Genomic DNA, 21,817 nt, shown 5'->3' on the forward strand with positions numbered 1-21,817 from the left:
ATTCTAGGTCAGGCGCGTTATATTTCACATTCTTTCTGAAGTTGGAATGCTGCGATTGTCGCAGGGGTCAAAGCCAACGTCGGGTATTTTGGCAATACCGCGCGAAATCGGCGCGAAATTTGCGGCGCAGGCGGTCTTCTTCGGGAATGATAAAGCGGCGTTCGATGATCCAGACGAAGACGGGAATCAGAGGCAGTGACAGAACCGCGTCCCAACGCAAGATAAGACCCGTCAGAATGAGGGCGTCCCCGAGGTAGATGGGGTTGCGCGAGCGTTTGAAGATGCCCGTGGTGACCAGCCGGTCGGCCTCCATATGCGGAATGGGCGTGGTTTTGAAGCGGCGCATTTCGTAGAGCGCGAAAGCCATGAACAGGAGGCCCGCCCCGACAAACAGACCACCGGCAAAGTCAGCCCAAGCCCCACCGAAGCTTAGACCGGCGGAAAAATGCGTCGCCTGCATCCAAGTCACCACAAGGGCGAGCAACAGCCATATGGGTGGAATGTCGGTCCATTTGAGCATGGGTCTTCCTTTCGCAGAGCTGGAATTTTGCAAAATTCCAGGATAGAAAATTGCAATTTTCCACACCTTTGTCACACCCCGAAATGCGAGGCTTGGCAAGACCTATGGTTCGGGCGAGTGTGGGGAAAGGAGGATTTGACATGCTGAGCGGAAAACACGCGGTGGTCACAGGAGGCGGCACGGGCATCGGGCTTGCCATTGCACAAGCACTGGCGGAGGCTGGCGCGGATGTTACCATCACCGGGCGCCGCGAAGAGGTTTTGCAGGACGCGGCTGGGGGTGTCCTTCATCCACTGGTCATGGATGTGAGCGATGAGGCCAGTGTCGTCGATGGGTTTTCGCAGGCGGTTAACACCAGGGGACCGATTTCGATTGTCGTACCCAACGCAGGCATTGCCGAAGGGCGCGCCCTGCACAAGACAGACACGGAGTTTTGGCGGCGGATCATGGCCACCAATCTGGATGGTGCCTTTTGGACCATTCGCGAGGCGCTCAAATCCATGCATGAAGCAGGTTGGGGCCGGGTCATTGCGGTGTCTTCCATTGCCGGGCTGAAAGGGCTCAGAGGGGCTTCGGCCTACACGGCGAGCAAACATGGGCTTATGGGACTTATCCGTGCCCTCAGCGAAGACTACCTGGGGTCAGAGATCACGTTCAACGCGCTGTGCCCCGGCTATGTTGATACAGATATTGTGACGCGCAATGTTCAAGCCATCAGCGCCCGTGCTGGTATTGATGAGGATGCCGCCCGCGCCATGATGGTGGAGGCCAACAAACACAAACGTCTGATCGCACCCGAAGAAGTGGCCGCTGCCGCACTCTGGCTCTGTGGACCGGGATCAAACAGCGTGAATGGGCAAGCGATTGAGATTGCCGGTGGTCAGTTTTGATGCTGAGCAGAGATGATTTCAATACGTTTTGCGCCCGGCTGAAGGCCACCAGCCATGTGGTGCAATGGGGCAATGCGGATGTGTGGAAAGTTGGCGGCAAAGTCTTTGCCATTGCCGGATGGAATGAGGGCCGTGATGCCTATACCTTTAAGGTCAGCGAGATTGCCTATGAGGTCTTGCGGGACAGCCCCGGTATCCGCCCTGCGCCCTACCTTGCCTCGCGCGGGATGAAGTGGCTTCAGGTTTACGAAGACCCGGGGTTATCTGACGCCGAGCTATATGAACATATTGTGATGTCCTACGACATGGTTGTCGCCGGATTGACCAAGAAAAAGCGTTCTGAATTAGGGCTTTAGTACACTTCAGCCTTACGGCTCCTGCCTATAGCCCACGCCTGAATTTTCAGTTTCGGCCAAAAAAGACCTCGTTTCAGCCTCATTCCCTGCAAAGACCTGCCTTTGGTGGGTGTTAAGCAGGCAGCAAGAGTATTGTGCTAGCCATAAATACAAACGAGCAGTGAGATGGTGGTTTTGAAGTGTAATGAATGGCGCGTGGTATGCGCCAGGTCGGCCGGAATGGTCACCAGCCGGGGGGCTGATATATGACAGTGTTTGCCAACAATGGCGCGTGGCATGCGTCTGAGGATCCAAGGTTAGATTCTGGTTATCGACCTTCGCAAACGGATTGCGTGTTGGAAGTTATTGCGCCAGACCACATCCGAACACGCGTTGAGACACCCCTGCCCAATCTACGCGGCTCAACGTCTCGCATGCGCCATTCTTCATCCGGTTTGGATGTGCGCGCGCCTGATACCACGCTGCAGCAGGTCAAGACATCTGTCGCCAAAGCTTTGCCCACGGCACCACCAAGCGCAGACGTTATGGCACACACCGCGCTTGACCAGGTGGTTTGCTTCACGCCCGGTGCGCGCATCCTGACCGGACAAGGCGAACGCGCGCTCGAAACGCTTCAGGTCGGTGATATGGTTGTCACCCGCGATCAGGGCCTGCGCCCGATCCGCTGGATCGGTCAGCGCACCGTGCAAGCCGACGGTCTTCTTGCACCAATTGAACTTTGTAATAGCGGACGTGGTGATACGCCTTATGGCCTGCTTGTGTCACCGCATCACCGGATACTGTACACCGGGCACCGGGCCAACATGCTGTTTGGCGCATCTGAAGTCTTGGTCGCAGCCAAAGATCTGGTGAACGGGCGCGATATCAGACGCCGCCCCGTGGCGAAAATCAATTACATCCATTTGATGTTTGACCATCATGAAGTGATCTATGCCGATGGAATCGCGACTGAGAGCTTCCAAGCTACGGATCCTGTCCTCACAGCGTTGGATGAAACGGCACGCGAAGCGGTGTTTTCTGTCTTTCCAGAACTGCGCACGGCAACAGGTCGTCATCTTGTACCCGCGCGCGCATGCGTGTCTGAGGAAGACGCAAGAATACTTTCTAACCAAGGTTCAGATGCGGCGTCTTACTCCTAGGCTATATCCCTTGTCTTCTTGCATGTGTATGCATTCAAACCGCGCCCGCCGGGATGCTATGGTCACGCAGACTTCAAAACAGGGCTTCCACGGCCAGATTGCCAGGAACGCGCGGCTTCCCCAAAAGCGCTGAAGAGCGGGCGGCTGACAGGATCGTTGGCGGCGTTCCATTCCGGGTGCCACTGCACAGATAGCGCAAATCCAGGTGCGTCCTGCACATAGATCGCCTCGGGCGTGCCATCCGGGGCAAGACCATCAATCACAACACCGTCGCCGGGGTCGATGATGCCCTGACCATGCAGCGTGTTGGTCATCACCTCTTGTGCCCCCATCAGTCGGTGAAAGACACCGCCTTCTGTAAACGTCACCGGATGGCGCAGGGCAAATTGCTCTTCCAACGTGCCATCGGGGGGCATGCGGTGATTGTCACGGCCCGGCAAGTCGCGGATTTCGGGATGCAGCGTACCGCCCAGCGCAACGTTCATCTCCTGAAAGCCGCGGCACACGCCGAGGATCGGCTGCCCACGCTCAAGGCAGGCCCGCACCAAAGGCAAGGCAACTGCGTCACGTGCGCGATCAAAAGCTCCATGCGCCTCTGTTGGCTCATGCCCGTATTCTTCGGGATGCACATTGGGGCGCCCGCCGGTCAGCAAAAACCCATCACAGGCGTCCAAAAGCTCCGGCACGCTGACAAATGCCGGATCGGAGGGCACAAGCATCGGCATACATTCAGACACTTCCGCGACCGCGGCGGAATTCATCGTGCCCCCGGCATGCACCGGATAGCGCTCGTCAATCTCGTATCTGTTGCCAATGATCCCAATAATCGGGCGTGTCATGCCAAAATCCGTAACCGTTTTTCCCACTATCGTGCAGGCAAGTAGATAAGAAAACCTCAATCAATGCACAAGCACACCTGCAAAACTGCAATTTGATCCATCGCCCGGTACGAACCGTATGGTAAGGCTTTTGTCGTACATCCACGAGGCAGGCGGCGGCACGCATTTGTCTATGCACCATTTGCATCCCGGTGCATGGCAAGCTGTCGCCTGCACACGGGGCCTTGCGGCGGGGTCGTGATGCGCTACACCTTGGGGCAATCATCAGAAAGATATGCCCAATGAAAGATGCCGCGCCTCAAACGATCTACCTGAAGGACTATCAGCCTTTTGGCTTTGAAATCGACAAGGTTCACCTGACCTTTCGGCTGAACCCAGAGAAAACCCGCGTCATCAGCCGGATTGTGTTTCGCCCCAACCCTGAGGCGGAAGAGCGCGATTTTTTCCTTCACGGAGAAGAGCTTGACCTGATCTGGGCCAAGATTGACGGCGCTGAGGTTACACCCATCCTGGAAGACGGCGGGTTGCGTTGTGCGGTGCCTGAGAGGGCATTCACCTGGGAAGCCGAGGTCGAGATCAACCCAGAGGCCAATACCGCGCTAGAAGGGCTATACATGTCAAACGGTATGTATTGCACGCAGTGCGAGGCCGAGGGGTTTCGCAAGATCACGTATTACCCGGACCGGCCAGATGTCATGGCGCCTTTTGAGGTGCGCATTGAGGGGGATGAAAAGGTCAAGCTGTCCAATGGCAATCCTGGTGCATCTGGTGACGGGTTTGCCGAGTGGCACGATCCCTGGCCGAAACCGGCCTATCTTTTTGCGTTGGTGGCCGGTGACCTGGTCAACCACCCAGACCGTTTTGAGACAATGTCGGGCCGCGATGTCGAGCTGAATATTTGGGTGCGCCCCGGCGACGAGGGCAAATGTGCCTTTGGGATGGAGGCGCTCAAGGCGTCTATGCGGTGGGATGAGGACGTCTATGGGCGCGAGTATGATCTCGATATTTTCAACATCGTCGCGGTGGATGACTTCAACATGGGGGCGATGGAAAACAAAGGGTTGAACATCTTCAACTCCTCTTGCGTTCTGGCCAGCCCCGAGACCAGCACCGATGGCAATTTCGAACGCGTCGAGGCGATCATTGCGCATGAGTACTTTCACAACTGGACCGGCAACCGCATCACCTGCCGTGACTGGTTTCAGCTGTGCCTGAAAGAGGGCCTGACGGTGTTTCGCGATGCGCAGTTCACATCGGATATGCGCTCAGAGCCGGTCAAACGTATCTCGGATGTGATTGCCCTGCGCGCACGTCAATTCTGTGAAGACAATGGCCCGCTGGCGCATCCGGTACGGCCTGAGAGCTTTGTTGAGATCAACAACTTTTATACCGCCACGGTCTACGAAAAGGGCGCCGAGGTGATTGGCATGCTCAAAACTCTGGTGGGGGATGAGGCTTATGCCAAGGCGCTTGATCTTTATTTCGAGCGTCACGATGGGGACGCGGCCACGATTGAGGATTGGCTCAGGGTGTTTGAAGACACTACGGGGCGTGATCTGAGCCAGTTCAAGCGCTGGTATGAACAGGCGGGTACGCCGCGCGTGAAAGTGCGCGATACCTATAAGGATGGCACGTTCACTCTGCATCTTGAGCAATCCACGCCGCCTACCCCCGGTCAGGACGTCAAAGACGCCCGCGTCATCCCCATTGCTATCGGGCTTCTGGCGCCAAATGGAAATGAAGTGGTGCCCACGCAAGTGCTTGAGATGACGCAAGCCAACCAGAGCTTTGTCTTTGAAGGTCTGGCCAGCCGCCCGGTGCCGTCCATTCTGCGCGGATTTTCCGCACCTGTGATCCTGGAGCGTGAGAGCGACAACGCCGAACGCGCCTTTTTGCTCGCGCATGACACCGATCCGTTCAACAAATGGGAAGCGGGACGCGCGCTGGCGCGGGATGGCTTGCTGGCGATGATCCGCAATGGCGCGGGGCCGGATGATGCTTATCTGGACGCGATTGAGGCCGTCGCACGTGACGACAACCTTGACCCAGCGTTCCGTGCCCTGGCGCTTGGTCTGCCCAGCCAGGAAGATTTGGCGCAAAGCCTATATGAGGCAGGCGATACACCCGATCCACAGGCAATCTGGGACGCGCTTGAGACGCTAAAACAGGCGCAAGCGCAAAAGATGCAGGACCTCGCGACGCGTCTTTATGCACAATATCAGGTGGACGAACCTTATGCCCCGAATGCCGAGCAATCCGGGGCGCGCGCGCTGGCCAATGCGGCCCTTGGCATGATCAGCCGTGTGGATGGCGGGGCTTTGGCGCAAAAACAGTATGACAACGCTGACAATATGACCCAACAACTGGCCGCCTTGTCTTGTCTTCTCAAGGCAGGCAAAGGCGCGGCAGCAGTGACCGCGTTTTACGATCAGTGGAAACATGACCGCCTTGTGATCGACAAGTGGTTCAGCTTGCAGATCTTGCAGGCGGATCCGGATGATGCGGCCGAAGTGACGCAAATCCTGACAAATCATCCTGATTTTACAATGAAAAACCCAAATCGCTTTCGTGCCACGCTTGGTGCCTTAACGATGAATACTGCCGGGTTCCACCATGTCTCAGGCGTAGGGTATGGCGTGCTCGCCGACTGGCTGATCAAGCTGGACCCGATCAATCCGCAGACCACGGCGCGCATGTGTACCGCCTTTGAGACCTGGAAGCGCTATGATGAGACGCGTCAGGAAATGGCAGCGCGGGCGCTCGACCGCATCCTGGCCCAGCCCGAGCTGAGCCGTGACACAACCGAGATGGTGACACGCATTCGCGGTGCGTGAAAGCATAGTTCACATTTCCTGGAAGCCACAGTTCCGCTAAAGCTTTGCGTTTGATCGATTTTTTGTTTGCTACGCTCTCCACGTGACGTTTATGTGGGTTCGGGGCGCTAATGAGGATTGTTTTATGCATATTCTTGTAGGCCTGCTTGGCGTTGCTGCGGCCGTCTATTTCTTTTTCATCCGAGCCAGACATGCCGCTGATGTGGCACATGACGTTGTCGAAATGGCCGGTGATGTGCGCAGTGCGGCGCGTCGTTTTGGTTTTAAGCGCAAAACCAATGTGCATCCGGTTGAAACCATTGAAGATCCCAATCTGGCCATTGCAGCAATTGCCACGGCGTTTGTTGAGATGGATGACCTGCCTACCAAGGAGCAACGTGATGCGCTTGATCGGGCGTTGCGCTCTCAACTGGGGATGGATGCAAGCACGTCGCAAGAGGCAACTATTCTGGGGCATTGGTTTGTCTCAGAGTGCCACGGCACTGAAACAGCTGTTCCGCGTGTGTCCCGTAAGCTTTTCAAACTCAATGGAAAAGAGAGTTTTGAGCCACTTCTGAACGTCATCAACACAGCGGTGGGCGCCGGGTCAGGTGAGCTTAATCAAAAGCAACGTGACGCGCTGGATGACATTCGTCGCGCGTTTCGTGTGAGTTAGTGCCCAGGGTTTAGTCGTCAGACGGCAGTACAAGCGCAACGGTGTCGGGCCGCAAACGCGGTCGGACAGAATTGAGCGGCTTGCAATAGGGCTGCCGCTTCGTCCAGGCCATCATGTCCCTGCGCTTTTTGCTGCTGTGCAAAGGTCCCCAATCTGCTGCGACACCACGCATGCCGCGTGAGACCACCCCATCGCGCGGGACGGTTTTGGCCATGATGCGAATAGCACAGCTGAGGTTGGCAACGGGGTTTTTCAAGGCAGAGCCAGAGCGCGCGGTGCACCCATAAAGCCGCGCCGTTGATGGAGAAATCTGCGTCAGGCCGAACCAGCGACCGCCACCGCCAACAGCCCTTGGGCGATACGTGCTTTCATGTTTGACCAAGGTCGACACAAACCCCACCCAAAAGGCGCGCCGCGCCTTGGGGCTGGAAGTGGGGTAAGCCGGGCACCAATCGGCGATATCACTTGGCACCGTCGCAGCCAGAGGTTCTCCGTGATTTTTGAGGGCTGCAAGGGATGTGCGGGTCCATAAGGCCGTACCAGAAATGGTTTCCCATCTGGTACGAGGCAAATTCGCTTCGCGCGCGGGCGGAGACAGCTTGGTATCGGCCACAGGTGTCTCGGCGGAGGCAGACAAGGTGGTGGACGCCACCACGATACAACAGGCAAAGAGGCGCAACATCGGGGCATCGTGACGTGATTCTTGTGTTAAATCAACATTCTCGCCAGAGCGCTTTTCCCCTTATTTTCCGCGCCCTTGCCGCTTTTTGGCCGGATTGGTATGGCACATAAGCGCGAAACAGCCGAGAGCAGACGACTCTATGCCAGACAGCCCGCGCCACAGAGCCGGCCCCTTAAAGGGTATTTCCCGCTTGTTCGGACAGCGAAATTCGCCGTCGACAACGGCCGGTCCTGCTATGGCTGACAAACGAGCCGAGGATGAGATCGACGCCTTGGCCCGGCGGATCATTCTGCCGTCGCAGATTGTGACCGACGAAGAGATGGTGCGCTCTATGCATCAGGATCGCGGGCAGAAACTGGCACGACAGGATCTTTGGGATGAGCTGTCCCAAAAGATCAAGTTTGCGGATGCCACGCGTCTGCCAACGCCCGGTGGCGAGTCCGCGGCTATGCTTATGGCGTTCGGAGCACGAAGTGACCTCGTGGCCGCGGCGGAAGATGCTCTTTACGATGGATTTGCCCCGGATGCCGAGGGCCTTGCCGCGCTGGAAGATGTTCTGAACGACCATCCTGGCGATTATCCCACGTCGCTTGTGGTGGCGTTGGCGCATGTCGATATTGCCTGGTCCTGGCGGAACGTGGCGGGCCGAAGCGACCCGGTGCGCGCGGCGGAGCAGTCTTCGGAACATATCGAACGCGCGGCCACAATTCTGGCCCCATTTGACGGGACAGCCCTTAATGCCCCGTCCTTGATCGCCGCGCGCTGCGCGCTCTTTGCTGCCTGCGAAAAGCGCGGGGTGCGGGTGAGTGAGGAATACGAAAAGTTAATCGACCTTGATCCTGCCACACCCCGGCATATGCGCGCTTTGGGGCGGCATATCCTACCGGACTATGCCGGTGGCCTGCAAAAACTTGAGATCAGTGCACGACGTATCGCGGCCATGACGCAGGACACTTGGGGCGCTGGAGCTTACACTTGGGTCTATCTGGATGCGCTGGCGCTCAAACGACGTGCGCTTGAGCTTTTGGATGCGGAGTTCTTTATCGAAGGGCTGCAAGACATCGCATCGCGCAAACAAGACCAACACATCGTTAACCATTTGACAGCATTCAGCGCAATCACAATGGCACCGCAAGGCGAAGAAGCACTTTTGACGAAACAGGCGCGACAAAACCGCGAAGATATCCACGCCTGTCTGGATTGGCTTCTCAAGAACCACCTGCGTGAACTGCACCCGCTGATCTGGTCGCAAACGCTGCTTTCTCCGGGTCTTGGTCCGATGCTGCCGTCGCGGCGCGCTCTGGTGGCCAAGGGCCGACAGACGGCACTACGCATCATTGCGGCACAACTGTCATCGATGCTCAAAGATGGTTGCACAATCACCTTTTCGCCGCGCGGTATTGAGCGACAGCGTTTGATTTAAACAAGTTACACAACCGTGTGGTCATCAGGAATGTTGGGTTGGTCATAGTCAGTCGACGTCCCTCGACGCTCAAAGACTGAGCTGTGTACTTTGGACCCAAGGGGCACGTACCGCCGTTCAAAGAAAGGCAAATACAGCCACAAAAACGCGGGCCGCTTTGACAGGCAATACTTGGTTTTGATCCGTGGGATGAACTCCAGAATGGCCCAGGCCCAATTCATCGACCTGTTCCGAGGGGCCTTACCGTCTGGGGCGACATAGCGTCCTTTCTTGTCTTCCCCCAGAACAAGGCTCCGAATTGTGTCGTCCTTGTAGAGAAGCCCCAGCGCACGCGTCTCATCAATCAGCCATTTGAGTGGGAGTTTGGCAAGCTGGCTTTTGCGTTCGGCATAACCGCCCCCCACATCTCCGTGCACCCCGGAAAACCAAACTTCCTCCACATCCTGCACCTTGATTTTCGCATCTTGCCTTGGCCGGAATGCGCCACCCCAAAATTCACCCCCTCGGGCCAGAGCGTCGGCAAAAACATTGTGCGTCGCTCATCCAGACACACCGCATGCCGCACTGCGGCCACCGAAGGGTTGGCCGAAGTATGGGCGTGCGTGCGAATGCGCGGAACCAGTTCGGTCCATTCGATTACGGACCCAACCGTGTCAAAGAGGCCCAGACAGGCGATGGCGGGACGGCGCGGACGCAGCATACGCTCAAAAAGGCGCACTTCGGCAAACGGGTTCTTCTCGGGTTCGCGGGCATCCGTTTCATCGCGGCCCGTGCTTTTCCCGATGTTCTTGTACGCCCGGTAGGCATAGTCGAGCAGGTTCAGATTTCGAGCATCCATAAGGCCAATATTGTGAATGAGACCGGCTAACATGCGTGCGGTGTAGGCACCCCGGCTGAACCCGATGATGAAGATGCGGTCAGGGTCCTGATCGTCGCCATTTTCGCGTTTGCCATCGTCATAATTCTCAACCAGAAACTGGTACGCTTCCTTGACATTCCGGTCGATGCCCCAGCCCGTGGCGAGGCCCCAAATCTCAACCGCCTTGCGGACAAAATAAGCCCAGCTGTTTTCCGCCCCGAATGTGCCGACTCCGGGATCGTAGAAGACAAGTTGATCGGCATCTTTCTTAAGGCAGCCATAAAGACGCAGGATGTTTGTGCGGTTGCGGGCGATTTCATTGGATGTGCCATCGCAGAGCAGAACAATGTTTTTGGGCATAACGATACCTTGTCGAAAAACAGAAGTTTCAAATTCAAATAGGTCTTAATAAAACAGCAATTTGTTAACCCATCGCGCTTTGTCCCGCAAATTCGATGCGCGTAACCTTGCTAATCTGAGTGGCCGAAACTTTCGCCCCAATCACGGAACGCCTGGATCAAGGGACCCAGCGCTTTGCCGGCATCTGTCAGTACATATTCTGAACGAGGTGGATTGGTGGAATAGGCGCGCCGCGACAAAACCCCGGCCTGTTCCAGGGTTTTCAGTCGGCCTGACAGAGTGTTTGGCGAAACGTTCAATTCGTCTTGCAGGTCCTGAAACCGACGCGGGCCTTCAAGAAAAAATTCCCGCAAAATCAGAATAGACCACCGGTCTCCAACGACATTGGCGGTGCGCATCACAGGGCAATTGTTGCGATCATAGCTTTTCATTTGTCCAATTTAGCATGGAAATTCAAAAATTGAATTGACTATCATATTTGAAGTTACCTATATCAAATATAGTAACTACTAATTTCGTATCTACTGGAGGTTTTTCTATGTTGGACATGTTCTTTTTGGCGTTCGTTGATGTGTTCACGATCCTGTTGCCGATTTTCGCAGTACTGCTTTGCAACGCGGCGGCGATCAATGCGGGTCTGACCCAGCATCACCGCATTTGGGTCGTTGGGGGATTTGCCACCGCACTTGCGCTCTGGGCGGTTGTTTCGATGGAAATGTCGCGCAACAACCTGTTCAATGTGCCGGTTACCCTAGGCGACCCGCCAACAGTTCTGATCGTCTTGTTTGGCGGGGCGCTGACCCTTTGGGCGCTGTCACAGCTCACCTTTACCGGACGCAGGTTGACCCATGCGCTGAGCAATGCTGACCTGGTCGCCTTTCAAATCCCCCGCATGATGGGTGCCTTGTTCCTGCTGGGCTGGGCCGGAGGGGTTATCCCCTGGCAGTTTGCCTTGCCAGCTGGGCTTGGCGACGTCTGGGCGGGGCTTTTTGCCTGGCAGGCGTGGAAAGCCGCCCGTGTGGCCGCACCAAATGCACGCCAGTTGATCTTGCGTGCCAACATCATCGGCATGGTTGACTTTGCATTTGCGGTTTTCTTTGGCATCATCACGTCAGAAGGATTTGCGCATCTTCTGGCGCATGACACGCCCAACATCATCAACCTGCATCCGCTAGCCATGTTCCCGGGTTATTTTGTGCCGCTGTTCCTGGGCGCCCACCTGATATCCTTGTCTCGTTTGCGTCAGCGCGACCCAGGGCTCTCTGTGGCAGCGTGAGCTGCTCTTTGGGCAAGGCATATCGTCTTGCCCGCATCGCTGCCGTGGCCTAAAACCGCGGCGAGGACGTCAAGCGGAGCATGACCGATGTTGGATCTGACCTATGAGACCCCGAAACCCAAGGTGATTGCCGGGGCCAAGCAGGATTGGGAACTGGTCATTGGTATGGAGGTGCACGCACAGGTGGCGTCACAGGCCAAGCTCTTCTCTGGGGCCTCAACCACCTTTGGGGCCGAACCAAACTCAAATGTCGCGTTCGTGGACGCCGCCATGCCGGGCATGTTGCCGGTGATCAATGAATTTTGCGTCGAACAAGCGGTGCGCACCGGGCTGGGGCTGAAGGCTGAGATCAACCTGAAGTCGGCGTTTGACCGAAAGAACTATTTCTATCCTGACTTACCGCAGGGCTACCAGATTTCTCAACTTTATCATCCTATCGTTGGTGAAGGCGAAATTCTGGTGGATATGGAGCCAGGTGTCGCGCGGCTTGTGCGGGTCGAACGCATTCACATGGAGCAAGACGCAGGCAAATCCATTCATGACATGGACCCAGCGATGTCCTTTGTGGATCTGAACCGCACGGGCGTTTGTCTCATGGAGATTGTCAGCCGCCCTGACATTCGCGGGCCCGAAGAAGCCGCGGCCTATGTCGGTAAGCTGCGCCAGATCCTGCGCTACCTGGGCACCTGTGATGGCAACATGCAAAACGGCAACCTGCGTGCCGATGTGAACGTCTCCATCTGCCAGCCTGGTGCATATGAGAAATATATGGAAACACAGGATTTCTCCCATCTTGGCACGCGCTGCGAGATCAAGAACATGAACTCCATGCGGTTCATTCAGCAAGCCATCATGGTCGAGGCCGAGCGGCAGATCAAAATTGTTGAGGCCGGCGGTGAGGTCGAGCAGGAAACCCGGCTTTATGACCCGGACAAGAACGAGACCCGCTCTATGCGCTCCAAGGAAGAGGCGCATGATTACCGGTATTTCCCCGATCCTGATCTGCTGCCTTTGGAGATCGAACAAGACTGGGTTGATGCGATTGCATCTTCTTTGCCGGAACTGCCAGATGAGAAGAAGGCGCGGTTTGTAGGCGATTTTGGTCTGTCAGAATATGACGCCAGCGTTCTGACCGCCGATGTTCAGGATGCCGCCTATTTTGAAGAGGCCGCGCAGGGGCGCGATGGTAAGCTCGTGGCCAACTGGGTCATCAACGAACTTTTCGGACGCCTTAAGAAAGACGATGCCGAGATCGCCGAAAGCCCTGTGAATCCTGCGCAACTGGGTGGTATTGTAGATCTCATCGCCTCAGACGCCATCTCCGGCAAAATCGCCAAGGATCTTTTCGAGATCGTTTATACCGAAGGTGGTGATCCCGCGAAGATCGTCGAAGAGCGTGGCATGAAACAGGTCACGGACACCGGCGCGATTGAGGCCGCGGTGGACCAGATCATCGCCGACAATCCCGCGCAGGTCGAAAAAGCCAAGGAGAACCCCAAGCTAGCCGGCTGGTTCGTGGGTCAGGTGATGAAAGCCACAGGCGGCAAGGCCAACCCCAAGGCGGTGAACGAGATTGTGAGCAAGAAGCTGGGGGGTGAGCGATTTGCGGCTTTTTCGGGTTCTAGTTGCCCTGACAGCGCTGTGCCTATCTCCATGGGCTTCTGCGCAGGAGGGGTATCCCAACAGTTGTGATCCTTCGAAATACGATGAATGCCTACACCTTGCTTGGAATTATGAAAATGGTCACTGGCCATTTCCAGAGGACAAAAAACGGGCTGAGGCTCTGCTACAGAAAGGAATAGAAGGAACGATTGAAGCCTGCAAAACCGGACGGCATCTTTCGTGTGAGGAACTTCTATCCATTCCACGCGACTTCGAACAGATAACACAGCAGGAAAAGACCAAACTTGGATTGCTAGCCCAGGCAGAGCTTGAACTGCAATGCGAAGACGGGAATGCATTTTCTTGTGACATGCGGTCAATCAAATCATGGCATCTACGTGATGTTGGTGCTCTGCCAGAGACAACAGAAGAAGTCTTGGACGCCGAACGCAAGTCTTGGAGCAACAAATCAGAGGCCGCGGCCCGCGGCGTGCTTTCTGATTTGGAAGCACAATGTACGGCTGGCGGTGGAGATGTCTGCGTGACGATGGCGATGACCCAATTTCTTTTGGGTAATAAGTCCGCCGTTTCGCAACCACTCGACACTTTACGACAAGAATGCATACGACCAGATACAACGGTTTGCGAAATGGTTGTTTCCACGCTGGAAGACCTCTTGGGTCCGATGGATCGAAGTGCATTTATCCCATTGGATATTTTGACAACCGCTTGCGAAAATGGATCGGGTCGCCTGTGCGGTTTGGCTGGACAAACTTATTTCGTAAACGACGTCAGAGCACTCAACAACGAAGCGCTGTCTTTGGATGCACAATCAGCATCTTTCTGGTCCAAAGGATGTGAACTGGATCACGCAAAAAGTTGTGAATCGTTAGCAAATTTAGCATTGCATATCTGGGATCTAGGTGAAGACAAGGATGCGGCTATGCTAAACAAAGCCACAAGCTGGTTTGCCCGCGCCTGCGATTTCAAAAGCGCCCTTGCCTGTCACACGCTGGAACATATCGGCAAAGGATAGATGCTTTTCGCCCGAAACAAAGGTGCGCCGCCGGGCAGCGCCCAACCGCTCCGATGGGTGAGGGCTCTTGCAACATTGCATAAGAAAACACCGGTTTGATGTGAACCTGCAATAAAGCAGCATAAAATATTGTTGCGGCGCCCGCCCGTAGTCGGGCACTCCCCGGCTTTCCCTACCCCGGCTCCGGTTCCAGCACTGCTTCAAACAACTTCTTCGTATAGTCGTCCTGCGGGTTGCCGTAGATGGCCTTGGCCGTGCCCTGTTCACAGACCCTGCCCTGTTTGAGCACGACGATATGATCGGCCAGTTCCTGTACCACGGCAAGGTCATGGCTGACAAAGACGTACGTGGTTTTCTTCTCGCGTTTGAGGTCCTGCAGAAGCTCCATCACCGAGGCTTGCACAGACACATCCAGCGCTGATGTCACCTCATCACACAGCACAATCTCCGGCTCGGCGGCAAAGGCGCGGGCAATGGCGAGGCGCTGTTTTTCGCCGCCTGACATTTGGCCGGGAAACCGATCCAGATAGTCCGCACTGAGCCGCATGCGGTCCAGAAGCTCTACTGCCCGGTCGCGCAGGTCATTGCCCTTCATGCCAAAGTAGAGCTGCAGAGGTTGTGTGAGGATTTGCAGCGCTGTGTGGCGTGGGTTGAGGGCCTGGTCGGCATTCTGGAAAATCAGCTGGATGCGGCGCAGCTCGGTTGGGCTGCGCTGATCAATCCGCTCGGGCAAGGCAGCACCTTCGGCCAGGGTAATCGACCCGTTTTGAGGCGGCAGCATCCCAGCAATGGCCTTGAGAATGGTGGATTTCCCGCTGCCGGATTCACCGACAAGACCCAGGGTTTCCCCTTGCTTCAGCGATACGTTAACGCCATCCACAGTCAGCGGCAGATCGGTTTTGCCAAAGCTGCGTTCCCAAAAGCCAGGCTGACGATAGCTCAGCGCAAGATCTTGCAGGCGTAACACCTCTTTTTCGCCGTCACAGACAGGCGCAGGCATCTTCGCCACCGGCTTGATCCGCGGTGTGGCATCCAGCAGTTTTCTTGAATACGGGTGTTCTGGCTGGCACAAAACCTGTTGCGCGGGCGCGCTCTGCACCACTTCGCCGGACAGCATGACTGTCACTTTCTGGCAGCATCGCCCGATCACCCCGAGATCATGACTCACCATGACCATCGCCATATTGCGCTCTGCCGCCAAATCTCGCAGCAGGTCCAGAATGTGAATCTGTGTGGTCACATCAAGACCTGTGGTCGGCTCATCTAGCACCAACGCCTCGGGTTCGCCGGCCAGAGCCATGGCAATCGCTACGCGCTGCTGTTGCCCACCCGACAGCTCATGAGGAAAGCGGCCCATGATGGATTTGACATCGCGCAGACGGACCTGGCTCAAGAGGTCTTCGGCGCGTGGCGCACAGGCATGTTTTTCGATGTTGCAATGCAGAGCGAGCGACTCGCAAAGCTGCGCGCCGATGCGCATGGTTGGCGTGAGGGCCTGACCGGAGTTTTGCGGGATAAGACCAAGCTCGCCACCGCGAATGTCTTCAAGCCTTGATGAGGACATGGCAAACATGTCTTCACCAGCAAACCGCGCATCTCCTCCGGTTTTGCGAAGGCCGGGTTTCAGGAAGCCCATCGTGGCCAGCGCAAGGGTGCTTTTGCCTGAGCCGCTTTCACCAACGATGCCCATGGTTTCGCCTCGGCACACAGTCAGATCGACATTCTTCAGGACATTGAACGTCTCCCCCGCGCGCGTCGTGAACCCCACCGAGAGGTTTTTCACCTCGATAATCCCGTCGTCGGCCATCTACACCACCGCCCGTTGTGAACGATCGAGGCCCAGTGTTTTGGCCAGTGCATCTGCTGTCAGATTCACACCGATGATGAGAGAGCTGAGCGCGAACATCGGGCCCAGAACGCCCCAGGGGGCCAAAGACATGTAGACCCGCGCCTCAGAGACTTCCTGGCCCCAGTCGGGTGTGGGCGGAGCCACACCGTAGCCCAAAAAGGAAAGTGCGGAAAAGCTCAGCAGCATCCAGCTCAGTCGCATGGCCCCTTCGACCATGACCACATCGAACACGTTGGGAAGAAGCTCTCGCCACATGATGTTACCGCGTTTGTGGCCGCGGGCGCGGGCGGCAACAATAAAATCACGGGCGACAACGCCATGTGTTGCGGCGCGCACCACGCGGATGACGGGGATGCCGAAAAGGAAGCCGAGCGTCAGGATCAGCACGAGGTTTCCCCCATCGAACATCACCACCACGACCATGAGCGGCAGTATACCCGGCAATGACAGGACCGCATCAACCAGCCGCATTGCGACCTCATCGATCCAACCGCCCCGCAGACCGAGGTAAATCCCCAGAAGCCCACCCCAAAGCATCGCCAGCGGTGTGGCAATACCACAGACAATCAGCGCCTGCCGCCCGCCTTGCAAAACGCGGCTGAACACATCTCTGCCCAACGCATCGGTGCCCAGCCAATGATTGGAGGTGGGCGGGGCGAGTATTTCATCTGACCCCATTGTGATGGCGTCATGCGGCACAATCCAAGGGCTAAGGATAGCCACCACGACATGCAAAGTGACCAGAAAGATACCGATCGCGCCGGACGGTCTGCTGCCTGCTTCGCGCAAGATGTTGATCCAGCGTCGCAAAAGCGAGGGTCGGTCTTGTCTTATCTGTTCCACCTGCGCCATCACATCCGCCCCAATTGCGACCTTTGCCGCGGGTTGAGCAAGATTGTCAGCAGATCAGCCACCAGGTTGATCACCACATAGGTCGCTGCAACGAGCAATGTGATCGCCTGGATCACCGGCAGATTTCGGTCGGAAATAGCGTCGATCATCATGCGGCCAAGGCCCGGATAGTTGAAGACGACCTCAACCACGACCACCCCACCCAAGAGCCATGCCACGGTGAGAGCAACCACGTTGATCGCAGGCAAGAGGGCCGAGGGCAGTGCGTGACGAAAGACAATGCGCCAGTATGGCACGCCTTTGAGTTGGGCCATCTGAACAAATTCACTGGCCATGACTTCGATCACCGAAGACCGCACCATGCGCATGATATGCGCCACCATGACAAAGGTGAGCACGATGGAGGCGGGAACAAATTCCGGAAAGAAATCAAGGGCCGGGGCATCTGCAGGCGTCAGAACAACCGCCGGCAACCAGCCAAGCCAGATTGCGAAGACCAGAACAAGGATCGTTGCCGTGACAAACTCCGGGATGGTCATGGCAAAGATCGCCGCAGTGGATACGAACAAGTCGGGAAAGCTGTCACGCCACAGTCCGGCGACGACACCTAGGAAAATCGCAAGAGGAACACCAACACTCAGCGCACCTGCCGCCAGCAGGATGGAGTTTTTAACACGCAGCGCCACCTCGGACGTAATGTGTGTTTCGCCATCCACTGAGACACCAAAATCGCCTTGCACGGCGGCTGCAGCCCACTCGAGGTAGCGGGTGATCGCGGGTTTATCGAGGCCCAGAGCAGCCCGGCAGTTGTCCAGAAGCTGCCCCTGTGCATCGCGCTCCAGATAGGCTGTACAGGCATCGCCCGGCAGAGTTTCGATGCCGACAAAAATGATGACAGAGACCAGCCACAACGTGACCAGACCCAAGCTCAACCTTTTCAGAATCAGACTAACCATCCGGTCCCGTCGCGCGTGCCATGTGCCAGTTCAACTTGAGTGGTGGACACATTGGCGTTCTCCCATTTTGCCGACCCTAGACCGGGCCGATGCCATGCGTCGAGACACTTGTCACATTTTTCACAAAGAATTTCGTAAGTTCAACGCATTCGGCGCAGGCTGATCGCCGCGCCAACAGCCTCCGGCTGCGGCATGTCAGACTGGGTGCGGGCCATGGCTTTCACGTTGTTCAGGATGTCTACGGGCATGGGCGCCACCTTTGGGCCTGACATATCCACATGCAAAACCATGGATTCACCTGTCGCTGCCATCCAACCATCTTCGTGGTACATTTCCTGATAACTGTGGAACCGTTTTTCATCGTGATCGACGATACGAAAGGCGATGCGTACTTTGTCCCCAAGTTTTAGCTCACGCATGTAGCGAATGTGAAATTCGGCTGTGTACGTGGTCAGCCCCCGTTCCTCGGCGTAGTCAGGACCGAAGCCCAGCACCGCATAAGCCTCATCCGCACCGCGATCAAAAAGGACGGTATTGTAGCCCATGTTGAGGTGATTATTGTAGTCTATCCAGTCGGCCTCAATGGCGTGCAGGTTGGACATGAAAAGTTTGGGATCAGGCATCGTGTGGCTCATTTTGGTCAGGTCAGTAACATCATCCCCTTTGCATCGACTGGATGCCAAGGAATTCTGCCCGGTACGAAACACTGCAAAACCAGTGCTTTACGCCGACACCATACCAATTTATACCAATTATACCAAAAGTGACGCGGTGAAAGATGAGCACGTCTGTAACATCCGACGATCCCGGCATTGTCATCCCAGGCCAGATCGGGGCCACGGTCCAGATCGTGGTGGATACGCTTTTTGCGCGGATAAAGTCTGAGGAATATCAAAGAGATACGCGCCTTCCGTCTGAGCGAACTCTGGCGGCGGAGTTGGGTGTGGCGCGCAACACAGTGCGCGAAGCGCTGGATGTGCTGGAGAGCCAGAACGTGATCCTGCGGCGGCCCGGATCTGGCAGCTTTGTCACCTACAGGTCCAGCCCCCGCGCCGCCATGACCGCCGACAGCGTGGCAGGCGAAACCAGCCCGCTCGACCACCTTGTGGTACGGGGCATTCTGGAGCCCGAGATTGTACGGCTGGCCGTGGTGAACATGACACCGCGCATGGTGTCGGACATGGCCAAAACGCTGTCTCAGATCGAAGCGGTCACAACCGATCTCGATGCCTTTATCGCCTTGGAAGAAAAGCTTTATGTGCAGATCGCGGAGGGCACGGGCAACGCCCTTTTGGCGTCGTGCTACAGGCTGGCGGTCGAAACCTACCGCCAGAGCTTTCGCACCGAGCTGCGCCGCCGAAGCCTCACGCCCAAACGCGTGCAGGACTACCAAAAACGCTACAACACGCTTTATAACGCCATCGCTTCTCGCGATGTGGCGCAAGCAGTGGAATTCATCAAACTGCACCTCGTGGAAGAGCAAAAACTACTCTTGCAGGACGGATAAAGGTTAACGCCCTTATTTTGCTGGAATTTGGGCGTCGGTATTACATCGGTATCACGTCGGTATCGCGTCGGTGCGGGATCGGTAAAGCACCCCAGTTAACAGGGCGCACGATGGGTTTCTCAATGTTCAAGGATTGGTAGTCAAAGTTTGGCGCGTGATGTGCTTGGCGAAATTCAGGGTTTACAGATTTGTTCTGAGAGCGCTTGGGGTCTTCTTTGCGGACAAAGCGGACCTAAAGTCTCGCGATGTATTGACCAATTCTCATCAGATCCGAGGCTTCAATTTGGCTGTGCAATTTTTTGGCTGCTCAGCCTCGCTTCCAAAAACCGTCTGAGAATGTTTCGTGCGTCATCAGCATTCGAAACAGTTCCGTGGGCCAGCAGAGTCCATAGACCATAGACCATGGCAAGATATTCCAATGAGAGCGTTCTTGCGTCATTTCTACGGAACCCCAAGCTGCGCAAGTCGTGCACAATATTACTGGTCATGCGTCTCGTATTGATTTTCTCCAACCGGGCCAGGGCTGGCGTATTCATGGCCTGTGCGCTTATGGCAAACCAAGTCGCGACCACCCGGGGTGTGACCATTTCGGCGCTGACTTGCGCCTCAAGAACAGCGTTGAGGCGATCCAGAGGTGAGCTCGATTGTTTCAATCGCACACGTGTGGCGGCGCCCAGCCTCACGTATAAGTGGCGATAGACAGCAGCAATAACGGCATTCTTATCGCCGAAGTAGTAAAGAATATGACTTGGCGCGACGCCAGCATAACGCGCTATGGCTTTGAGACTTGTGTTTTCGAAGCCTTCCGAATGGATGCAATCCATGACGGCCTCGATTATTTGTCTGCGGCGTACCGGCTCCATTCCAACCTTGGGCATGCGATCTCCATTCGCATTCTCACACTACGGTTCAAAAATAGTTTTTCTTGACCGAACGTTCAAACAAAATAAATTTGGAATGCAATCACTCCAGAGAATCAGCCGATGACACAGGAAATCTTCGATTGGCCAAACCGCGAGCTTGAAGCGGCGCAAACCCTTCCATCACGATACTTTTTTGACCCGGCGATCTTCGATGCCGAGAAGCGCGCGATTTTCTACAAGGCCTGGCACTTTGCCTGTCATCCGAACGAAATTGAGGAGCCGGGCCAGTTTGTCGTCGTCGATATTTTCGACCAAAGCGTCATCATTGTGCGCGGAAGAGATGGCGAAATTCGTGCGTTTCACAATGTATGCCAGCACCGGGGCAACAGACTGGTGACCGAGCGCCGGGGTCATGTCAGGACATTCGTATGTGCGTATCATGCGTGGACATACGGTCTTGGTGGAGAGCTTCGTGGTGCGCCACGCACCGAACGATTGGAGGGTTTTGACAAGTCAAAGTTTGGACTGAAAGCCGTGCGTGTTGAGTATTTTGCAGGGTTTGTTTACTTTAATCTGTATGAAGACGCTGCGCCCATGACGAACCTCTTTCCAGGCGCGGAGGCTTACTTTCTCGATCTTTGTCCCGATATCAAAGACATGCGGCTTGACAGTGAGGAAGACATGGTCGTGCCCGTGAACTGGAAAGTGATCGTCGACAACGCCATTGAATCCTATCACGTAATGCTGTCGGGCCCCTGCCACAAAGAGCTGGCTGACTTTCTCGATTTCGAGAAGGATTTACCCATCTGTCGGGGAAATTGGTGGACATTGGGAGGGCCAGTAAAGCCGGGACTCGACAAGATGTTTGGCGTTCCGATTGGTGACGAGCCTTACCAGACAGAGACCTACATGAATTGGTGGCTCTTTCCCGCCACGTGCTTGTACTTCGTGCCCTACACTGACCTTGTATCGACTTTTCTGATTATTCCGACGGGGCCAGAAGAAACCTTTGTGCGCTTTGGATATTACACCCCAAACCGCCCGGAAACGAAGATCACCTCTGCGTGCAAGGACTGGATGAACGGCGGTTTGGGGCCGGAAGACATTGAGTTGAACCTCACGGTGCAGAAGGGCCTGAAGTCATTCGGCTTTGATCAGGGGCGATACATGATTGACGCGGAACGGAGTGCAGAGAGCGAGCATGCCGTACATCACTTTCACAATCTGGTCCACGGTGCGCTGACGTCGCATCAGTAGGCGTATCAGGCTCTTGGCAAGTGCGTTTCCTGATGTCCCTTCCGGACTCAAACCGGCCCTTG

At 55.9% G+C, this 21,817-nt stretch carries 21 protein-coding genes and 1 pseudogene; 11 read left to right on the forward strand and 11 right to left on the reverse strand.

All coding sequences use genetic code 11. From position 1 onward, the window contains the following. Positions 1 to 67: 67 nt before the first annotated feature. The gene (locus tag RZS32_RS03340; protein ID WP_317055616.1) at positions 68 to 520 is read right to left on the reverse strand and encodes a methyltransferase family protein; all 453 of its coding nucleotides are present in this window, start codon (positions 518 to 520) and stop codon (positions 68 to 70) included. A 140-nt stretch (positions 521 to 660) separates the two neighbouring features. Between RZS32_RS03340 and RZS32_RS03345 the strand changes: the two genes are divergently transcribed. From RZS32_RS03345 to RZS32_RS03355, 3 genes are all read left to right on the forward strand, one after another. Then, complete coding sequence (locus RZS32_RS03345) at positions 661 to 1,410, forward strand: SDR family NAD(P)-dependent oxidoreductase (RefSeq protein WP_317055617.1); 750 nt, start codon at positions 661 to 663, stop codon at positions 1,408 to 1,410. Positions 1,411 to 1,412: 2 nt separating this feature from the next. Beyond that, positions 1,413 to 1,766, forward strand: a complete 354-nt coding sequence (locus RZS32_RS03350; RefSeq protein WP_317057838.1) for an MmcQ/YjbR family DNA-binding protein — start codon at positions 1,413 to 1,415, stop codon at positions 1,764 to 1,766. 245 nt (positions 1,767 to 2,011) lie between these two features. Further along, positions 2,012 to 2,905, forward strand: coding sequence for a Hint domain-containing protein (locus RZS32_RS03355; protein ID WP_317055618.1), 894 nt, complete (start codon positions 2,012 to 2,014; stop codon positions 2,903 to 2,905). 62 nt (positions 2,906 to 2,967) lie between these two features. Here the strand turns inward: RZS32_RS03355 and RZS32_RS03360 are convergent, their stop codons facing one another. Further along, entirely contained in the window at positions 2,968 to 3,744 is a 777-nt protein-coding gene (locus RZS32_RS03360) for a gamma-glutamyl-gamma-aminobutyrate hydrolase family protein (protein WP_317055619.1), read from the reverse strand. A gap of 281 nt (positions 3,745 to 4,025) precedes the next feature. Here RZS32_RS03360 and pepN point away from each other — a divergent pair, with 281 nt between their 5' ends. Beyond that, the gene (gene pepN / locus RZS32_RS03365; RefSeq protein WP_317055620.1) at positions 4,026 to 6,578 is read left to right on the forward strand and encodes an aminopeptidase N; all 2,553 of its coding nucleotides are present in this window, start codon (positions 4,026 to 4,028) and stop codon (positions 6,576 to 6,578) included. 124 nt (positions 6,579 to 6,702) lie between these two features. After that, positions 6,703 to 7,233 (forward strand): hypothetical protein, encoded by a 531-nt coding sequence (locus RZS32_RS03370; RefSeq protein WP_317055621.1) that lies wholly within the window; start codon positions 6,703 to 6,705, stop codon positions 7,231 to 7,233. Positions 7,234 to 7,243: 10 nt separating this feature from the next. Here RZS32_RS03370 and RZS32_RS03375 read toward each other — a convergent pair whose 3' ends face one another. Next, positions 7,244 to 7,915, reverse strand: a complete 672-nt coding sequence (locus RZS32_RS03375) for a transglycosylase SLT domain-containing protein (RefSeq protein ID WP_317055622.1) — start codon at positions 7,913 to 7,915, stop codon at positions 7,244 to 7,246. A 235-nt stretch (positions 7,916 to 8,150) separates the two neighbouring features. Here RZS32_RS03375 and RZS32_RS03380 point away from each other — a divergent pair, with 235 nt between their 5' ends. Continuing rightward, the gene (locus tag RZS32_RS03380; RefSeq protein WP_317055623.1) at positions 8,151 to 9,338 is read left to right on the forward strand and encodes a hypothetical protein; all 1,188 of its coding nucleotides are present in this window, start codon (positions 8,151 to 8,153) and stop codon (positions 9,336 to 9,338) included. Positions 9,339 to 9,343: 5 nt separating this feature from the next. Here RZS32_RS03380 and RZS32_RS03385 read toward each other — a convergent pair whose 3' ends face one another. The 3 genes from RZS32_RS03385 to RZS32_RS03395 form a co-directional block, all read right to left on the reverse strand. Continuing rightward, the gene (locus tag RZS32_RS03385; RefSeq protein WP_317055624.1) at positions 9,344 to 9,742 is read right to left on the reverse strand and encodes a hypothetical protein; all 399 of its coding nucleotides are present in this window, start codon (positions 9,740 to 9,742) and stop codon (positions 9,344 to 9,346) included. Continuing rightward, the gene (locus tag RZS32_RS03390; RefSeq protein ID WP_317055625.1) at positions 9,682 to 10,557 is read right to left on the reverse strand and encodes a T6SS phospholipase effector Tle1-like catalytic domain-containing protein; all 876 of its coding nucleotides are present in this window, start codon (positions 10,555 to 10,557) and stop codon (positions 9,682 to 9,684) included. The genes RZS32_RS03385 and RZS32_RS03390 overlap by 61 nt, the downstream gene beginning before the upstream one ends. Positions 10,558 to 10,667: 110 nt before the next feature. Continuing rightward, entirely contained in the window at positions 10,668 to 10,988 is a 321-nt protein-coding gene (locus RZS32_RS03395; protein WP_317055626.1) for a winged helix-turn-helix transcriptional regulator, read from the reverse strand. A 107-nt stretch (positions 10,989 to 11,095) separates the two neighbouring features. On the opposite strand from RZS32_RS03395, the gene RZS32_RS03400 reads away from it, so the two are divergent. The 3 genes and pseudogenes from RZS32_RS03400 to RZS32_RS03410 all read left to right on the forward strand — a co-directional run bounded on the left by RZS32_RS03400 (position 11,096) and on the right by RZS32_RS03410 (position 14,471). Continuing rightward, on the forward strand, positions 11,096 to 11,833 hold the full coding sequence (locus RZS32_RS03400) for a hypothetical protein (protein WP_317055627.1): 738 nt from the start codon (positions 11,096 to 11,098) through the stop codon (positions 11,831 to 11,833). Positions 11,834 to 11,920: 87 nt separating this feature from the next. Next, positions 11,921 to 13,426, forward strand: a pseudogene (gene gatB, locus RZS32_RS03405) (Asp-tRNA(Asn)/Glu-tRNA(Gln) amidotransferase subunit GatB); the annotation flags it as partial. 1 nt (position 13,427) lies between these two features. Beyond that, positions 13,428 to 14,471: a hypothetical protein gene (locus tag RZS32_RS03410; protein ID WP_317055628.1), complete on the forward strand. Its 1,044-nt coding sequence runs from the start codon at positions 13,428 to 13,430 to the stop codon at positions 14,469 to 14,471. 172 nt (positions 14,472 to 14,643) lie between these two features. On the opposite strand, the gene nikE is transcribed toward RZS32_RS03410, so the two are convergent. The 4 genes from nikE to RZS32_RS03430 all read right to left on the reverse strand — a co-directional run bounded on the left by nikE (position 14,644) and on the right by RZS32_RS03430 (position 18,751). Continuing rightward, positions 14,644 to 16,278, reverse strand: a complete 1,635-nt coding sequence (gene nikE / locus RZS32_RS03415) for an ABC transporter ATP-binding protein (RefSeq protein WP_317055629.1) — start codon at positions 16,276 to 16,278, stop codon at positions 14,644 to 14,646. Next, the gene (locus tag RZS32_RS03420; RefSeq protein WP_317055630.1) at positions 16,279 to 17,172 is read right to left on the reverse strand and encodes an ABC transporter permease; all 894 of its coding nucleotides are present in this window, start codon (positions 17,170 to 17,172) and stop codon (positions 16,279 to 16,281) included. It abuts the gene before it with no gap. Continuing rightward, positions 17,172 to 18,128 carry an ABC transporter permease gene (locus tag RZS32_RS03425; RefSeq protein ID WP_317055631.1) on the reverse strand — a complete coding sequence of 319 codons (957 nt, stop codon included), beginning with the start codon at positions 18,126 to 18,128 and terminating at the stop codon, positions 17,172 to 17,174. Before RZS32_RS03425 ends, RZS32_RS03420 begins: the two co-directional genes overlap by 1 nt. 140 nt (positions 18,129 to 18,268) lie before the next feature. Then, complete coding sequence (locus RZS32_RS03430) at positions 18,269 to 18,751, reverse strand: thioesterase family protein (RefSeq protein ID WP_317055632.1); 483 nt, start codon at positions 18,749 to 18,751, stop codon at positions 18,269 to 18,271. 155 nt (positions 18,752 to 18,906) lie between these two features. Here RZS32_RS03430 and RZS32_RS03435 point away from each other — a divergent pair, with 155 nt between their 5' ends. Beyond that, entirely contained in the window at positions 18,907 to 19,635 is a 729-nt protein-coding gene (locus tag RZS32_RS03435; protein WP_317055633.1) for a FadR/GntR family transcriptional regulator, read from the forward strand. Between the two features lie 278 nt (positions 19,636 to 19,913). Here the strand turns inward: RZS32_RS03435 and betI are convergent, their stop codons facing one another. Next, a complete protein-coding gene (betI, locus tag RZS32_RS03440; protein ID WP_317055634.1) occupies positions 19,914 to 20,513 on the reverse strand; it encodes a transcriptional regulator BetI in 600 nt (199 codons plus the stop codon). Between the two features lie 105 nt (positions 20,514 to 20,618). On the opposite strand from betI, the gene RZS32_RS03445 reads away from it, so the two are divergent. After that, the gene (locus RZS32_RS03445; protein ID WP_317055635.1) at positions 20,619 to 21,755 is read left to right on the forward strand and encodes an aromatic ring-hydroxylating oxygenase subunit alpha; all 1,137 of its coding nucleotides are present in this window, start codon (positions 20,619 to 20,621) and stop codon (positions 21,753 to 21,755) included. Positions 21,756 to 21,817: the final 62 nt, after the last annotated feature.

The organism is Roseovarius sp. W115, assembly GCF_032842945.2.
Taxonomy (GTDB): domain Bacteria; phylum Pseudomonadota; class Alphaproteobacteria; order Rhodobacterales; family Rhodobacteraceae; genus Roseovarius; species Roseovarius rhodophyticola.

Coding starts and splice junctions, on each gene's coding strand:
- RZS32_RS03340 (WP_317055616.1), bottom strand. CDS start 520: ATGCTCAAATGGACCGACATTCCACCCATATGGCTGTTGCTCGCCCTT.
- RZS32_RS03345 (WP_317055617.1), top strand. CDS start 661: ATGCTGAGCGGAAAACACGCGGTGGTCACAGGAGGCGGCACGGGCATC.
- RZS32_RS03355 (WP_317055618.1), top strand. CDS start 2,012: ATGACAGTGTTTGCCAACAATGGCGCGTGGCATGCGTCTGAGGATCCA.
- RZS32_RS03360 (WP_317055619.1), bottom strand. CDS start 3,744: ATGACACGCCCGATTATTGGGATCATTGGCAACAGATACGAGATTGAC.
- pepN (WP_317055620.1), top strand. CDS start 4,026: ATGAAAGATGCCGCGCCTCAAACGATCTACCTGAAGGACTATCAGCCT.
- RZS32_RS03370 (WP_317055621.1), top strand. CDS start 6,703: ATGCATATTCTTGTAGGCCTGCTTGGCGTTGCTGCGGCCGTCTATTTC.
- RZS32_RS03375 (WP_317055622.1), bottom strand. CDS start 7,915: ATGTTGCGCCTCTTTGCCTGTTGTATCGTGGTGGCGTCCACCACCTTG.
- RZS32_RS03380 (WP_317055623.1), top strand. CDS start 8,151: ATGGCTGACAAACGAGCCGAGGATGAGATCGACGCCTTGGCCCGGCGG.
- RZS32_RS03390 (WP_317055625.1), bottom strand. CDS start 10,557: ATGCCCAAAAACATTGTTCTGCTCTGCGATGGCACATCCAATGAAATC.
- RZS32_RS03395 (WP_317055626.1), bottom strand. CDS start 10,988: ATGAAAAGCTATGATCGCAACAATTGCCCTGTGATGCGCACCGCCAAT.
- RZS32_RS03400 (WP_317055627.1), top strand. CDS start 11,096: ATGTTGGACATGTTCTTTTTGGCGTTCGTTGATGTGTTCACGATCCTG.
- nikE (WP_317055629.1), bottom strand. CDS start 16,278: ATGGCCGACGACGGGATTATCGAGGTGAAAAACCTCTCGGTGGGGTTC.
- RZS32_RS03420 (WP_317055630.1), bottom strand. CDS start 17,172: ATGGCGCAGGTGGAACAGATAAGACAAGACCGACCCTCGCTTTTGCGA.
- RZS32_RS03425 (WP_317055631.1), bottom strand. CDS start 18,128: ATGGTTAGTCTGATTCTGAAAAGGTTGAGCTTGGGTCTGGTCACGTTG.
- RZS32_RS03430 (WP_317055632.1), bottom strand. CDS start 18,751: ATGCCTGATCCCAAACTTTTCATGTCCAACCTGCACGCCATTGAGGCC.
- RZS32_RS03435 (WP_317055633.1), top strand. CDS start 18,907: ATGAGCACGTCTGTAACATCCGACGATCCCGGCATTGTCATCCCAGGC.
- betI (WP_317055634.1), bottom strand. CDS start 20,513: ATGCCCAAGGTTGGAATGGAGCCGGTACGCCGCAGACAAATAATCGAG.
- RZS32_RS03445 (WP_317055635.1), top strand. CDS start 20,619: ATGACACAGGAAATCTTCGATTGGCCAAACCGCGAGCTTGAAGCGGCG.